Source organism: Oscillibacter sp. PEA192 (assembly GCF_003574015.1).
Taxonomy (GTDB): Bacteria; Bacillota; Clostridia; order Oscillospirales; family Oscillospiraceae; genus Oscillibacter; species Oscillibacter welbionis.
The window spans coordinates 2,379,975-2,395,057 of record NZ_AP018532.1 but is presented as its reverse complement, the minus strand read 5'-3'; the positions used below and the strand labels follow the sequence as shown (position 1 = coordinate 2,395,057).

Below are 15,083 nucleotides of genomic sequence, written 5' to 3'. Positions count from 1 at the left end.
GTGCCCTATGTACGAAATTGCCTATCTTGGCCGCTGGGAGACTCTCCCGGAAACGGCTGCCGCCATCTGTGACCATGACACTCCCAAGCTGGAGGCGCTGCTTCAAGGTGGCCTGGATTTAGATGTTCCCATCCAGCTCAGCGAATACATCAAGCTGATGCCATTGGAGATCGCGGTTTTTCGGAATGATGTGCCTATGATCCACTTCCTGCTGGAGCATGGGGCTGATTCCAGTCTGGCAGAGGAACAGCCCCTACTGCTCACCGCCGCCCGCTGTTGTGGGCCGGAGGTGGTGAAACTCTTTGTGGGACAGACCGCGCAGCTTACCCCCAAGCAGAAAGAGCGGGCCTTCCAGGAAGTGCGCTGGGGCAAGCGCCCGGAGAATATCCCGGTGCTGGAGCAAGCCGGGATCACAGTGGACAAGTTTGGCGGCGAGGCATTCCGGGCCGCTGTGTCCGAGGGCAATACCAAACTTGCCCGGCTGCTTCTGGAAAAAGGGGCAGACATCAATTACCACAAGCCGGACATGGTGTTTCCGAACGCCTCCACCGCTGTCACCGAAGCTGTCCGACACAAAAATCTTCCCATGGTGCGCTGGCTCATTGAGCAAGGAGCCGACATCACCATTGCTGACAAATACGGCGACCGGCCTTACACCGTGGCGGTGCAGAACAAGAATCAGGAGCTGGCCGACTACCTGAAAGCCCTGGAACCGGAGGAATGGCACAACGAGCAGGAAAAGCTCCGGCAGCTCATGCCCTATAAGCTGCCTGCCCGGCTGGTGGAATACTTGAAGACCGGCCCCCTGCGGCTGGAGTTCCCGGAGCAGAAATGGGTGAAGTGGGCAGAGCTCTACTCTTTCATGGATGTGCAGGAGATGACCTGGAAGCGGAAGAAGCTGCTCTCCCTGATGGCGGCCATGGACAATTACAGCGACTATCTGCTGCTGTGGAGCCCCAGGGACAAAAAGCTGTGGTATCTGGATATCGAGCATGAGGAATTCCACCCTCTGGCCAAATGGGATGACTTCATCGCAGATCCCGGCCGGTATCTGAACGGGATGATTGAGGGCGAGTTTGAGGAGTAAAGCCATGACATCAATAGACTTTCTGAACAAGGTACATAAAAGCCTGGTCTCGCAGGAATATAGCCTCTCTTATTCTCCAGCCAAGTCCAAGAATTATATGCTGTACTGCAATGGCAACTTCATCGGTGGCCTGTTCGATGAGGAGCTGTGCTTCGTCTACGCCGACAGTGTGAGTGAACTGCTGGGACAGCCGGAACCCGTCTACCGTGGCTACTCCAGCACCGCCCAGCACAGGATGCTGGTGATTCCGGAGGAGCACTGGGCAAAGGCACTGAAACTGCTCTATGCCGAGAAATTTGACTGGAGCCGGTTGATGTACGACATCACATATACCAGCATTGGCGCGGCTGTGGTGGAGGACTTCTACGACGAGAATGCAGTATTCCTGCGCTTCTGCTTTGAAAAGGAACTGCTGAAAAAGAACCCTCTGGATCGACAGGGCCGTATCCTGCGGATGGTCTATCTCAATCAGGATCTGACAGAGGCGGGCAAATATCTATTCCCCAGACTGATGCAGAAGTTTCTCGTTTTTACAGATCGTAAAGGGAAAACCGGTCTGCAAACCATGCTGAAACGGTGGTACACCGCGCTGGAGAAGGAGTACCGCAGCCAGACAACAGAGTAAGGAGGGCGGCAACATGACAGAGGAAAACAGGACCTACATCACCCATCTCAAGGTCACGGATGTCCCGTGGCACCGGCTCACCACCGCCTATGGCCGGGGGACGGATTTTCCCGCGCATCTGGCGGTGCTGGAGCAGATGCGTGATTTGGCGTCCGTCAAAGAGTCTCTCTATGAGCTCACCACCAACATGGAGCACCAGGGGACCCTTTGGCACGCCACGCCTTTCGGCATGGTGTTCCTGAGCCGGATTCTGGGCAAAGCACTCAAAGAGAGCGGCCGGAATCCTGTGGCCCATTTCCTGGCCGGGGAACTGCTGGACTTCTTTGCCGGCATCCTCCAGTGCTTTCGCGATGGGGATGAGATGGAGCACGCCGAGCCGCTGCCGCAGTTCTCCGATCTGCTCCGGGAAGAATATCTGTGGTCGGAAGAATACGACGGGGAAGCGGATGAGATGCGCTACGAGGAGGACGAGGTTTTCCCCGCAGACGAATTTTACAGCTTCTATTATGACTCCTGGCAGTCGGTGGAAGCCTACCGGGATATATTGGAGCAAGTCCCGGCAGAGTTTGCCAAGCCCGCCGCCGCGGTGCTGGAACTGCTGTAAAGGAGGTCACGCCGATGTTTGAAGAATTCTATGAGATGTACGAGCCCGAGGAGCAGGAAGTGGTCGCTCTGATTAATCGCTGCATTGGGGGCGGATATAACAACAGGGGCAACTTTTGGGAAATGACTGTTGTGACGCTGGGCATGGTGTTCTGTGACACCGGCAAGGTCAGCACCAAAGAGGAGCGGCTGGATTGGCCGGTCACCGACGAGGAGCGTAACAGCGAAAAGGGCTGGGGACGCTTTGGCAAGGAGCAGATCTGCCGCCTGAAGATCCGCCGAATGAAGGAAGAATGGGCAAAGGATCTGGTGGCGTGGCCCTGGTGTATCGCCCAGGTGGTCAAGGCCCACGAGGACTGCCCGGAGCTTCAGGCCGTTCTGGACGAGTACCACAGGCCGGTGGTGCTCCAGGATGAGACGCTGGGGGAGCTGACGCTGGACAAGGACTATAACACCTTTGAGGGTGAGATCCAGTGGTGCGGAACGGATGTGTACCTGTCTCTGGAGGTCAATGCGGAGAGCAAGCCCTCCTGGACCCGTGCCCGCAGTGCCGCCAAGAAGCTGCTGGCCGACTGCGAGACCTGGGACAAGGCCATGCGGGAGCTTGCGGCAAAGAACCTGACCGGGCTGGCCAACGACTGGCTCTCCCAGGATGAGGAAAACCCCCGTGACCCGGGAACAGACCCCATCACAGAGGAAGAACTTGCCCGGCGGATCAGCATGACGAGCCTGTCCGTCACCTCCGGCGGCAGCTTCACCGTCTGGTTTGACTGCGACGAGATGTTCACCGACCATGCGGTGACGGTCTACGGCTCCTTGAAAAAGGGCCTCAAAGCTGCCAACATTGAGGGGTAAGGAGGCGCCTATGAAACTGTATGAGTATTGGCTTGGGTTGTATCCCCTTGATTGGGAATTTTGCTTTATGCCAGTCCAAACCTATAAAAACTTCATCACAGAGCAGTATCATAAAAACCCCGCTTTTTACAACATATCAGCGGGTTCTATTGAGAAGGTATTGGCACACATTGACGCCATTTTATCTGCGGCCATGGAGGACTGGAATAAAACCACGAACCATGCTGCCCTGCGTTGCCCCCCAATGATCTTTCCTCTCCCAAAGGGACAGGAGAGCAATGTGGCGGAATTTGCTGTCATTCTCAAGATGGATCATGATGGAGATACAGTAGTCTATTCGCCAATTCTATTACCCCATCTGGAAAACCAATGAGGAGGCATCCCTGTGAAGCTGAACTGTAAACGCATTGATTTTACATATACACCCGGCGAGGAGATATTCAACTTTCCCGAGGAATCGGGGCTGCCCTTTCTCTTCGATGTGGAGGGAGAACTGACCGCTGATTCTGCTGCCATGGATGCGGTAGGAGAAATGCTGGATGAGGCGGAGAGATTGGCGGAAAAGGCCAAAGCTGCCATCAAAGCGGCGCTGGCGGACGAGGGCAGCCCCTACCACGATGCCGTGGTATTTTTCATGGAGTTCCACCGGGACGATGTAGGCCCGGATATTGCGGCGGAACTTTTTCCAGGAACCGACCCGGCCAAGCTGTCCTTTGCCGAGATGGCGGACTTTTTGCGGCTCAAGCGGTTCGGCAGCCTGGTGGATAGCGAGATGAATCAGCAAGTTTTCATTCTGGACCTGTCCTTCAACCCAGAGATCACCGACGAGCTGATGGTGGTCTACTTTGACTTGAACCAGGAGATTTTCTGTATCACCCACGAGAGCTGAGGAGAGAGTTACCTATGGAAAAAGCGACTGCTGTTAACACTTGCTTAGGTGTTTTGATGGGACGGGACTGTATCTATCTGGACCAGGTGAAACAGGATGCTCTGAACAATCTGACCTTTACGGGGGACATCAATGGCCATCTGATCTCCCAGCACAGGGACGAAAAAGACTGGTTTCCCTACACACTCACCTTCCGGCGGGTGCTGGCCTATTTTGCCTGCGAATTGGACACCTATGAAAATCTGGCTGGGATGGGGCATCTGGATGGCAGTTCTTTCGATTTGATTGAGGATAGCACTTGGCTGAAGTCTCTGCCGGTGCGGGAGGACTTTGATAAAGACATCTATCGGCACTACCGGCTGTTTACATACGATGATGTTTACAACATCATTGCGGTTTCTTATGAGTTTGCGGCAGAGTTGTAAATGCCTGAAATGTGGAAGACCATTGGAAGGATCTATCAAGGAAGAAGGTATGGTGATGAAACAGAATAAGCATCAGTTGGAGCATCTGCCCATACTTCTGGTTCAGCAGCTCCGCCTGCAATGGTATAAAGACTGCCGAGGCGGAAATGCGGCCGCACAGCGGAACCAGTATCCCAGAGCCATGCGGCTGCCGAAAGACTTCTTCTCGTATTATTCCTTTGGCCTGCCTACACACTTTGTATCGATCTTACAGAGGCCCAATGGATTTCAGATCGATAAGGACTGTCGCAGGCTGATCGAATGGAAGCCGAATGGCTCAATGCGAATTCATCCTTTTGAACTGATTCAGAAGGAGTCCGGACTCCATGTGCGTTACCGCAATGATTGGCACATCGGTGCAATGCCGGAGCGATATACCTACGATGAGACCGGGCAAAAACAGCCCCTCAATGAGCTGGCATTGGATTTGGCTCCCGGTGAGTATGGGAGAGCTGTCTGCAATGGGCGGTTCCGGGACTGGGATACAGGAATCTGGTATTATGTGCTGGACATTTTGAATGTGATGCCGCTTACGGAACCCACCGACTCATTGACCAGTTTTACGGACAGAGAGCCTAATAAGATATATACCCGGATCGCCCGGCTGTGGTGACGAAAGACAGGAGGATAGCCACATGATTTCCACAAAAGATTTATCCGGCCTGCCCAATGCGGAGCGTCTGAAAAACTTCTGCAAAGGACTGGCGGCTCTGGACATCATCATGCTGGAGGAGGAATGGAGCTTCATCCGCCACTATACCTACAACCCCGCATGGCGAAAGGGCAAAGAGGCGTTTTTTGCCACTGATGGCAGTGACCGGAGCATGATCGTCATGTTTGCGCCGGAAGGCTGTGTAATCAACGGTGTGGATTCCGAACTCTATGACTGGGAGGAAAAACTTCCCCGTGTCGAAGACCTGACAGATGGGATGCCCTCTGCTTTGCAAAAACTCATGGGCAGCCGAGAGGTCAAAAGGTTGAAACATTGTAGTCAAAGCACCATTGCGAAAAGGGCGCACAAAACCAAGCCCACTAAAAGTGGGCGAAAAACGAAGGTATGCTTAAAGTCTATGGCGTAGGTGGAGCAGCTACCAGATAACCTTGCCGCTGGAGAATGAAGATGGCTTCCGCCACGGAAACCTCACGGTGCGCTGGAGGTCGGTCTGTCTGCCGGTAAAGTTCAGGATTGTAAGACTCATTTTTCTTGAGAATGTTGTAAATAGCTGTAAGGAGCATTCTGGCAATGGCGATGATTGCTTTCTTGTGTCCACGGCGTTTCTTGAGAGCAAGGTAGCGATTGCGGACTTCTGGGAATTTCTTGGCACGAACCGCATTGAGGGCGCACTGAACAAGCAGCGGTTTGATGTAGGCTCCGGCCCGGCTGATTCTGGTGGTTTTCTTCTTCCCGGCACTTTCGTTGTTCTGCGGCGTAAGCCCAGCCCAGGAGCAAAGATGCTTCGAGGTGGGGAACACGGACATATCCACTCCGATTTCGGAAATGATGCCGATTGCGGTAAAGGATTGGATACCCGGCACCGTCATAACAAGGCCCAGTTGAGGAAGATATTTCTCAGCAGTTGCCAGAATCAGTGATTCCAAATCAAGTTTGCACAGTTGGAGACTATCCATGTGGGAACGGATGATGCGGAGCTTTTCAGCCTGTTCTTCACACATCTCTCCGTCCACAGCGGCGAGCACCTGTTCATTGGTCGCTTTCATGCCTTTGGTGCGGAAACCGGAAACATCCGTAATTTTCTCAGCTGGATTTTCTAAAATCCTGGTCGTAATTGCAGAGGCGGTTTTGCCGAACACATCTGAGAACACATCATCCAACTTGATATTGGAAACGGTTAGGCAGTTCTGTGCCCGGTTTTTCTCGCCGGTAGTGAAGTTGGTAAGTTTCCAACGATAACGAACCAAATCCCGAAGCTGGCGAATATCTGCCGGTGGGATAAAGCTTCCGGCGACAAGGTCGTGCTTGAAGATGTCTGCGATCCACTTGGCGTCTCGCTTGTCGGTCTTCTTGCCCCGAATCGCTTTCACGTATTTCGGATGAGCAAGAACGATATTACAGGTTGGCTCCAGAATGTTGTAGATGGGAATCCAATACTTTCCCGTGGATTCCATGCACACATCTTTGCAGCTATTCTCAGCCAACCAGGCTGCACAACGGCGTAGGTCCCCAGTGAAGGTGGAAAAACGCTTGCTCTTGTAGGTTGTTACTCCATACTCAGTGGTAGAAGCAATACAGGCAACGACAAAGGACTTGTGGACGTCCATCCCGCAGCAGACACGATAAACGATTTTGAGCATAACACATCCCCTCGAAACAGTGTATTTGAGGGAACAGGCAGGGACTGGACGCCCACTGAAAGATTGAAGTAGTCCGTCTCTCCAAAGATAAGGTTACAGGGTGCAAAGCCCTACTCATTGGTGCTTGAAAGAGCGTCCGGCACACATAAAGATTCAGTCCAGCAAGGGCTGGGCCTACTCACCTCCACGTGCTCTGTAGTGTGCCTGCTTCCTCAAGTACAGTCTAACAAATTTAGATAAGTTGCGTCAGAGGTACTTCGGTTTCATTCCCTTTGGTGCCTTGGAGCGCAGCGGAAAGGAATGGTCATAAAGATGAAAAGCACCTTCTGCGTCTGGACGGAGGATGGCGCCACCTGGCACTGCAACCCCATAGACGGCGAGGACGCATCCAAAGATCTGCTCTCCACGATTGATGGCAATCCACAGACCTATGTGGAGTACGGAAAGTGGTTTTATCACGCCGACCTGCCTTTGGAAGCTGTGCGCCAGCTTGCTGACGGGGTGCCGGTGACAAAAGAACTGGCCGCTGCGTTGAACCCTACGCGCAGCGAGAGGGAGGAAATCAAGGCGGGCTTGGATAAGATCGGATATCCAAAGGATCTTTGATTGGCAGCAGACAGGAGATGATTCGAATGATTAAAGAACGCATCCCCATCTCCGGCGACCTCAAAAGCAAGGTCAGGCAGCTGATGGAGTACGCCGGATGGCAGGAAGGGCGAAAAGTGGACATCTCCATTGCGGAGCAGTATTACGCCGACCACGGCGTCCCGATGATGAAGACAACCCAGCGGTTTTACCGTAAATATTTCGGCCTGTGCTGTGAGTGGTACCTGGAGCAGAGAAAACTGAACTGGGCGGCTGATTTTCAATTCGCTTTGTTTCCTTACTTGGTCAACGGAATCAAAAACCATTTGGAAGAAGCCTATTTTCGGGATATGTCCGGCTGTGAACTGGCAGAGATCGAACAGGCGGCCGGTGAAAAATGTCAGCCCATCGGTCATATCGGCTACTACTACCCGGCAGAGGTTTGGATTTCCGAGTGCGGGAAACTGTATGCGAAATATGAATATCAGGATGAGATTGAGTGCTTTCCGGATGTGTTTGCCCTGATTGAGCGGGAACTGCGGCAGTGCAAATTGGATTCCGCTGCCATGAAACCTGTGGAGGCACTGGATGGAAAACTTTGAATCGCTCGAAATAGGAGACTCTATTATGTCAGACTGGGCACAAATTATATCCGATGCGCTGGACATTCTGAAATTTGACGGAGCCGTACAGGACACGCTGGCGGAGCTTCGGCGGAAATGGAGCGGGCAGATCCCGGCGCTGCTGGAGGAACGCTTTGATACGCTCGGCATTCAGTATATGAAATTACCCCACGAAATGGGCGTGGCTGCGCTGGGACAGGAGCTGTCCACTTTCGGCTGGGCGCTGTATGACCTGGACGAGGAGGACGAGTATCTGTTTGTCCTAATTCCAGCGGAAGAACGCAGCGGATGGGAACGCTACTGCAAAAAGCAGGGGCAATATTGTCACCTGATGAAACAGCAAGGACGAAAATGGGGCGACCATGCCAAGGAGCAGGACCCTGGGAAGCTGATGCCTTGCGAGGAATACATACTCCAAGATGAGTACGATTATTTCTTCAACTCTCTGGCAGGAGACTTTGCAGCGGGAGAATGGAAAAGCAGCCATTCGGAGGAATGGAAATACGGCTGTGTGGCAGATCTGCGCTGCCGCCCGCCAAAAGTGACCCGCTCCAAGAGCCTGTACCAGTTCGGGCACCTCGCCTATTCGGATCAAGCCGGAGTGTATGCCGCCTCCGGAGCCTCTGCAAGCGGGCAGATCGGAAAGGTGTTGCTTGGCAAAAACCCCAGTACACTTAATTTTTTTGAGCCTTCTCCCATCGGATACGAGGGGGCGCCCCATTCTCTCCGGTGGGTGGGAAACTCCCTCTGGGTGGGCGATCCCACCAATGCCACACGGATTGAACTCACCGACCGGGGCACCTGTCAGGATGTGAAAAACTGGCCCCTGCCGGAAGATGGATGGAGCACCAAATACCATTGTGGCATCGTGACAGACGGGCTGGGCCGGGTCTACTTTTCCAACGAGTGGTACAAGGGACAGATCTACCGCTGGGAAAACGGCAAGGTAACAAAACACACCTTCTCTCTGGATGGATACGACCATCTCTCCGAGGCCGTTCCCGTTCCCGGCACCAACTGTATCTATATGATACACTCTGTCAGTGGCAAGTGGCGGATGGAAGAATGCCTGCTGGAACTGGACATGGACACCGGGCGGTGTCGCATCGCCCCTCTGCCCGGCCTGGGCGAGGAGCTGAAACTTCGCTGGTTTACCGGGGACTGGTTGCTGGTGCAGGGAAACGGCGAAATCCTCTCCGATGACTTTGCCCAGCTCATCAACATGAACACCCGTGAAGTGCTGCGTATCCGTCCGGGAATGTTCGGCGGGGAGAAAATGCAGCACATTGGAATACTCACCGATGGCACAGTGGTCATCGTCACCCGGCGGGATAGGGTCGGGCCGGTGTTTCGTTATCCCATCGACTTCTGGGGTTTTCTTCGGACGGCAAACAAGCCCAAAAAGCTAGAACCTTGGCGAGAGTACAAAGAAGTGTACCCGAATCTGCCCATCTTTCTTGCGGGCGAAGAACCAGAGCCGCCGAAGGATGGCGCAAACAGCATTTCCGATACCGAAAGCCTCCTGCTTCGCCCTCAGTTTGACCGACTCTCCCCGGAGGAAAAGCGGCCCATAATGGAGCGGCTGGCAGCACAGTATCGCCTGGATTTTGTGCGGATGGAGCACTTTGGCCGCTGGGGACAGCACTGCACCACCGGAATCTTCAAAAAAGATGGCCGGGAGTTCGTCTTTGTCCCCGGCGATACCGTCATACTGGGCTGGGAACAGTTTGCCGCAGGACTGAATCAGGAAAGCCGCGAGGAATTGGAGTACCTGTTCCGGGAATGGGAAATGGAGCGAGACCCGACAGAACTCATTGGAGAGAGCATGGCCCCTGTCCGGCGGGCGGCCATCGGCCCCATGCTGGTGGGCCGGGAGCTGGAGGAGATCAACTGGGAGCCGGTCAAGCTGGATGACCCACGGCTGCGCCCGGAATGGTTGGAAGATTTTCGCCAATTCGCTTTGACTGACAGGAACAGTCTTACTCTGGTAGGCCGTGCCCGTTTCGAGCGGGATGGCGACAGCTGGCAGGCAAGCCTCTATCACGAGGTAGACTATCCGGACTTTCAAAACCGGCTGCAAAAACAGGGTTTCTCCCTGCCCACGGCGGACGAGTGGGCCTACCTGTGTGGCGGCGGATGTCGGACCCTGTTTCCATGGGGAGATGGGTTAGACTACTCCATGCGTCTGCACTGGTTTGAGGACATGGATGAGGATGAGAACCGGCCCTATGACATGGAGGAACCCAACTTCTTCGGCCTGTCCATCGCCTACGATCCCTATATGCGGGAAGTGGTACAGGCTGACAGGCTCACCACCTGCGGCGGCGACGGCGGGTGCAATATCTGCGGCGGGCTGGGACCGTTCCTTGGTTTCCTGCCCTGCTCGCCCCACTGCAAGCCGGAAGTGCAGGAGGATAATGCGCTGAACGGCAACTATGACTTTTACCGGCCCATCGTCCGGATACCGCTGGAAAAGAAAGGAGAAATCGAAATGCCTGCAACACAATGGCTGAACAAATATGAATCCATCAAAGACAAACTGGCCTGCAAAACAGACCTGGACGCTCATTTCACAGAGAAAGTGATTGGGAATAGGGAAGTGGATGTGCTGGACATCGGCGCCGTCCATTTTCCCAGCGGAACGATCTTTGCCTGCGATCCGCTGGTGGAGCTGGAGGATACACCGCCCTTTATACAGACGATCCCTGCCGGAACTTATCCCGTGAAGATCTGCGTGGTGCCCAGTGAAAAATACGGCGACCGCTACGCCTGCGTCAAGGTGGAGGTCAGCCGGGAAAAGCCTGTCCGCTATGAGTTGGGGATGACGGGCAAAGAGGATCTGGACGAGGAACTGGATGAGGACGGTTATTTTGGCTTTGGCGTAGACGCCGGGATGGGCTGTGTTGCGGACATCCAGACCCAGGCGGCCTTCAAAACATACTGGGCCAAGCGGCTGGAGGAAGACCCGGACATTGATCCGTACAACGACCTGTTCTGTGACTTGCTGGAGGAAAACGCCAAAGCCTGTCCCAAATATCAGTTGAGCCACGGCGACTGGCTCAACTGGACGGTGCCGGACACGGACTGCAATCTGCCTATCTTCGCTTCCGGCTGGGGTGACGGCTACTATCCCGTCTACTTCGGCTATGACGCAAAGGGAGAAGTCTGCGCCGTGTACGTGCGCTTCATCGACATTGAAGCCAGCTACCAGGAACAGGCGTAAGGGGGTAAGCAGCTATGGAATGGCCGAAACGGGCGCGGACAGCGGACTGGGAAAACGGTGTCCTGACCCTGGATGGAGAGAAGAAGTTTGAGATCCCGGAGCTGACCTTGGCCCTCATGGAACGGCTGGCTGGTTACACCCTGGTAGGCTTCCATGTGAAAGGCTATCCGGTGACGGATGAACTGCTTGCCCCCTTCGCCGAACACAAAAGCATGGTCAACTTCGGCGTGGAAGACGGCGCACTCACTGACGCCTGTTTCCCCGTTTTTTTCGCTATGCCCAAGCTGCGCTATCTGCTGTTGGACGGCAACGCCGCCATCCACGGCAGCGGTCTGTCCGCCCTGCAAAGCTGCAAGCTGGACCTTCTCACCCTCAACCGCACCGGGTTGGACGACGCCGGTTTGCTCCAGGCGGCCTCCATTCCCAAGCTCTCCCACATCCAGATCGACCATACCGCCGTTACATACGAGGGTCTGCTGGCCATCGCCGGCAACAACCGCATCGAGCCGGTGGCCCATGTGCAGTTCACCAAGGAGCAGATGGAATACTTCTCTCAAATCCAGCGGGAAAAGGGCAAAAAGCCCGTCCAGCTGGACGAACAGGCGGCGGTGGAATGCCGCAGGGTGTTGTCTGCCTTCTTTGCTGAAATGACAGAATGGGAGCAGTACATGGAACAGGCCGGGTTTGAAGATGCTGAGGCTGTGCCCCGCCTGCTGGTGATCTGGGAGAAGTATGTGAGCGAAAAGCCCCGTATGGGCTTCCGACCCCTGGGCCTCTCGTACAGCGCCCAGGGCACCTACAAGGGAGAGCAGTTCCTGGACGCGGAGCAGATCACCCGAAACAAGCTCTACATCTACACCAGAGAGAAAAACACCGGCTTTGTCCGCCGCTTCCTCATGAAGCGTGTGGGCGAGGGCTGGAGGATCGACGGGGTGCAGGAGCGACTGGACGGCTGGCAGAGAATAGGACTATAAGCTATCAGGGGGAGGCACAGGTATGAAAGCACAAGCCGGAGGGGTCTATACAGTCTACAATCGATACTTGAAATGCTACACCGCCTGCCAGGTGGCCTATATCGCGCCGCCGGACACGGTGAGCAGGGAGTCCTGGGCAGTGATCCTCTCTCTGGACTGGGCAGGTGACGCCCCTCTGACTGCGGAGGAACTGCCTCATCTCCGCCCGCTCTACAAGGACTTCATGTACTGGCCCCGGGACCTCCATCTGCTGCGGGTGCCGATGGAGGTCCCGCCCCAGTATACGCTGGTGGGGACCCTGCCGCCCTTCACCGACCAGCCCTGCCACTCCTACGGCGGCTGGAATGACGGCTACGATGTGTACCTCCAGATCCGATGGCAGGCCATCCCGGAAAAGCGGCGGCGGGCCTTCAAGAAGGCCATGGAGAGCGACGGGGAAACAGAGATCGGCGGTATTCCGGTGAAGGTCAGCAGCCATCGGGTGATGGACCAGTACACACCATTCGATTCGGCGCTGGAACTAAAGGCGCTGCCCTGCCTCTCCGACCTCATCTGCGAGCGGTGGCACCCGGATCTGCTGGAGTTTTTGCGGGGAACCCCCTTCGTTGATGAACTGACTTTGCTGGACCACGGTCAGAGGACACTTGATCTGCGGGGCACCAGCATCAGAAAGCTGATGTTGGACATGACAGGCCTTCAGGAACTGTGGCTGAGTGAGGATACAGAGCAGCTCCTGTTCCAGAACAAGGGGCCGGACGCCTGTACCATCCATGCCCCCGAAGATGGCAGCGGTTTGACCCTCCAATTTATCGGGGAATACCGCCCGCACACGGAACTGCCGAACCTATTGGAACTGCATGGCATCCAGCTGAAAGATTTTGATCTGAGTGGACTGGCTGCTGTCCACCCCCACCTGAAGGAGCTGAGGCTCTGGGGCGCGCCGGGAAATCTGCAAAACTTCTCTGCTGTGCGAGAGTTCCGGGAGCTGACGCACCTTTCCACCTTCGACCTGTTCAGCTTCGGGGCGGACAACATCCCCACCCCGGAGCAGATGCCGGAGCTTCGCTGGTTCTGGATGACCAGCCTGCCGGAGACGGCAGCAAAAGCGGCAAAGCAGCTCTGGAAAGGTAAGGCGGGAATGGACCTGCGGATCACCAAGCCCCGGAAACCGGAGTGGCTGGCGCAAAACCTGGGCAATCCCTTCCGAGGCTGGGACGGTGCGGAGCATATTCCTGTCAGTGCCGCGAAAAAGGCAGCCAATCAATACCGCAAGACTCGCTCCCAATTGATGAAACTGGCCGCTGAGCCGGGCGAGGACGCCCAGGCCCAGGCGCTGGATGCGGTTGCAGCATACACCCAGACCTTCAACAAGATGGGCTTTATCGAAACCGAGGAGCGGGATGAAATTTACATGGCCCTGCGGGGGATTCTGGACGCACTGCCGGACAACACACTCCAAAAAGATGCCCTGATTGAGAAGTTTGAGCAGCTGCGGGATTTTTGAGGAGAATGAGAAGCATGATAGAGTTCGGCAAGGATCACAGCCCGGCGTGGTTGGAACTGATGTCAGCCTACCAGATTTTTCGGGCAAGGCTGTTTGATTGGAGCCGCGAACCGGATCAGGTAAAGCAAAGAGACCTGCTACTGGAGCTTGGTTCCTGGGAAAATCGGGATCTCAACAGAAGAACGCTGGTGGCGGATCTTCTACGCAGCGCCGAGATGTGGGATGAAAAAGCCCTCCTCTTGGTTCAGAAAGAACTGACCGCGATTGCCCTACAGGAACAGGAGGTGATTGCCGCCTTTGTACGAATGGCATTATCAAAGCTCAAAGGCAGATCAGAGCGGCTTGCCATTGCCGATGAGGTGCTTCGTCTGGTAGCAGAGGAGGAAGGAAAAGCGGAGCCCGACCCTGTTGTATTCCACAACGGCTGCCTGTTGCTGTATGATTTGCACTGTGAAGCAGAGTTCTCGCAGTATGCGGATCGGTATGGGACTTTGATTGAGCAGGCATACGGGTTAGATGAAAAAGGCTTGGCGGACATGAAGAAAACGCTGTCCGCCGGGCCTTAGATAGAAAGGAATGTGTGGGCGCATGAGCCGAATTGTTGATGAACCCTACTTTACATACAGTGCATACAACGCCCTGACCTCCGGCATTCAGGTGAAATGCCCCAAGTGCCACGGCGCAGGTATGGTGACAGCGGATGATGACAACGCCTATTTCCGGTGCCTGAGCTGCGGCCATCAGGAGACCCGTGACCGGACGATCTACCGCTACGATGTCCATAACCAGTGCAAAAACTGCGGAAGATACTATCGGGTGGATATTGAAGATGAGGAAAAGCAGCACTTTTCTGTTCTCCATGTGGCCTGTCCCTATTGTGGGACAACCATGTCGGGAGAAGTTCATAAAACAGCTGAAGCATTTTCCTACACTGCTGAGATTCAGGACGGACGAGAACCTTATTTCGGCCTGGAACTGTGGTTTTTGACCTCCTTCCAGGGCAAACCGGCCTGGGCACTCAACCGGGAGCACCTTGCCTATCTGATCGGCTATCTCAGCGCCGACCTGCGGGAAAAGCCGCTGGGAAGAGCGAAAAAGACTCAGGCCGATCATCTCCCCGCCTTCATGAAAACCGCAAAGAATCGGGAGCGGATCGTGAAGCTGCTGAAGAAGTTACAGGAGGGATGAGGATGGAACAGAAAGTTATTTTCAACGGCCAAGTTTTTACTCTGACCCGGTTTTGGGCAACGGAAGAGCCTTGCCTGTGGATCACCGACCCACAGCAGATCGAGATGCCTAAAATGGAGCTTGTGGGGGCCCCCAGATGAATACTGCATT

18 protein-coding genes are annotated in these 15,083 nt (G+C 54.9%); 17 read left to right on the top strand and 1 reads right to left on the bottom strand.

Annotated elements, in window-relative coordinates:
* The first annotated feature begins 7 nt into the window (after positions 1-7).
* The 9 genes from DN611_RS11960 to DN611_RS11920 are packed head-to-tail and all read left to right on the top strand — an operon-like array spanning position 8 to position 5,602.
* The gene (locus tag DN611_RS11960) at positions 8-1,087 is read left to right on the top strand and encodes an ankyrin repeat domain-containing protein (protein WP_119311456.1); all 1,080 of its coding nucleotides are present in this window, start codon (positions 8-10) and stop codon (positions 1,085-1,087) included.
* 4 nt (positions 1,088-1,091) lie between these two features.
* The gene (locus DN611_RS11955; protein ID WP_119311455.1) at positions 1,092-1,712 is read left to right on the top strand and encodes a hypothetical protein; all 621 of its coding nucleotides are present in this window, start codon (positions 1,092-1,094) and stop codon (positions 1,710-1,712) included.
* Between the two features lie 13 nt (positions 1,713-1,725).
* Positions 1,726-2,316 (top strand): hypothetical protein, encoded by a 591-nt coding sequence (locus DN611_RS11950; RefSeq protein WP_119311454.1) that lies wholly within the window; start codon positions 1,726-1,728, stop codon positions 2,314-2,316.
* Positions 2,317-2,330: 14 nt separating this feature from the next.
* On the top strand, positions 2,331-3,170 hold the full coding sequence (locus DN611_RS11945) for a DUF2262 domain-containing protein (protein WP_119311453.1): 840 nt from the start codon (positions 2,331-2,333) through the stop codon (positions 3,168-3,170).
* A 10-nt stretch (positions 3,171-3,180) separates the two neighbouring features.
* Positions 3,181-3,543, top strand: coding sequence for a hypothetical protein (locus DN611_RS11940; RefSeq protein WP_025543914.1), 363 nt, complete (start codon positions 3,181-3,183; stop codon positions 3,541-3,543).
* Positions 3,544-3,555: 12 nt separating this feature from the next.
* A complete protein-coding gene (locus DN611_RS11935; RefSeq protein WP_025543915.1) occupies positions 3,556-4,059 on the top strand; it encodes a DUF2004 domain-containing protein in 504 nt (167 codons plus the stop codon).
* A 14-nt stretch (positions 4,060-4,073) separates the two neighbouring features.
* Positions 4,074-4,484 (top strand): hypothetical protein, encoded by a 411-nt coding sequence (locus DN611_RS11930; RefSeq protein ID WP_025543916.1) that lies wholly within the window; start codon positions 4,074-4,076, stop codon positions 4,482-4,484.
* Positions 4,485-4,539: 55 nt separating this feature from the next.
* Positions 4,540-5,136 carry a hypothetical protein gene (locus tag DN611_RS11925; protein ID WP_025543917.1) on the top strand — a complete coding sequence of 199 codons (597 nt, stop codon included), beginning with the start codon at positions 4,540-4,542 and terminating at the stop codon, positions 5,134-5,136.
* A 22-nt stretch (positions 5,137-5,158) separates the two neighbouring features.
* On the top strand, positions 5,159-5,602 hold the full coding sequence (locus tag DN611_RS11920) for a hypothetical protein (RefSeq protein ID WP_333637342.1): 444 nt from the start codon (positions 5,159-5,161) through the stop codon (positions 5,600-5,602).
* On the opposite strand, the gene DN611_RS11915 is transcribed toward DN611_RS11920, so the two are convergent.
* Positions 5,592-6,836, bottom strand: a complete 1,245-nt coding sequence (locus DN611_RS11915; protein WP_119310534.1) for an IS110 family transposase — start codon at positions 6,834-6,836, stop codon at positions 5,592-5,594. The two genes, DN611_RS11920 and DN611_RS11915, sit on opposite strands and share 11 nt — an antisense overlap.
* A gap of 312 nt (positions 6,837-7,148) precedes the next feature.
* Between DN611_RS11915 and DN611_RS11910 the strand changes: the two genes are divergently transcribed.
* From DN611_RS11910 to DN611_RS17335, 8 genes are read left to right on the top strand one after another with little or no spacing between them, the layout of a single operon-like run.
* Positions 7,149-7,442 carry a hypothetical protein gene (locus tag DN611_RS11910; RefSeq protein ID WP_333637341.1) on the top strand — a complete coding sequence of 98 codons (294 nt, stop codon included), beginning with the start codon at positions 7,149-7,151 and terminating at the stop codon, positions 7,440-7,442.
* A gap of 26 nt (positions 7,443-7,468) precedes the next feature.
* Entirely contained in the window at positions 7,469-8,023 is a 555-nt protein-coding gene (locus DN611_RS11905; protein WP_025543919.1) for an SUKH-3 domain-containing protein, read from the top strand.
* Positions 8,024-8,048: 25 nt separating this feature from the next.
* Positions 8,049-11,267, top strand: coding sequence for a DUF4241 domain-containing protein (locus DN611_RS17340; RefSeq protein ID WP_394802906.1), 3,219 nt, complete (start codon positions 8,049-8,051; stop codon positions 11,265-11,267).
* A gap of 14 nt (positions 11,268-11,281) precedes the next feature.
* Positions 11,282-12,241 (top strand): NTF2 fold immunity protein, encoded by a 960-nt coding sequence (locus tag DN611_RS11885; RefSeq protein ID WP_119311451.1) that lies wholly within the window; start codon positions 11,282-11,284, stop codon positions 12,239-12,241.
* Positions 12,242-12,263: 22 nt separating this feature from the next.
* Entirely contained in the window at positions 12,264-13,745 is a 1,482-nt protein-coding gene (locus DN611_RS11880) for a hypothetical protein (RefSeq protein ID WP_119311450.1), read from the top strand.
* Positions 13,746-13,759: 14 nt separating this feature from the next.
* A complete protein-coding gene (locus tag DN611_RS11875) occupies positions 13,760-14,311 on the top strand; it encodes a hypothetical protein (protein ID WP_119311449.1) in 552 nt (183 codons plus the stop codon).
* 22 nt (positions 14,312-14,333) lie between these two features.
* Positions 14,334-14,933, top strand: a complete 600-nt coding sequence (locus DN611_RS11870; RefSeq protein WP_119311448.1) for a hypothetical protein — start codon at positions 14,334-14,336, stop codon at positions 14,931-14,933.
* Positions 14,934-14,935: 2 nt separating this feature from the next.
* Positions 14,936-15,073 carry a hypothetical protein gene (locus DN611_RS17335; protein WP_431834278.1) on the top strand — a complete coding sequence of 46 codons (138 nt, stop codon included), beginning with the start codon at positions 14,936-14,938 and terminating at the stop codon, positions 15,071-15,073.
* The last annotated feature ends 10 nt before the right edge of the window (positions 15,074-15,083 follow it).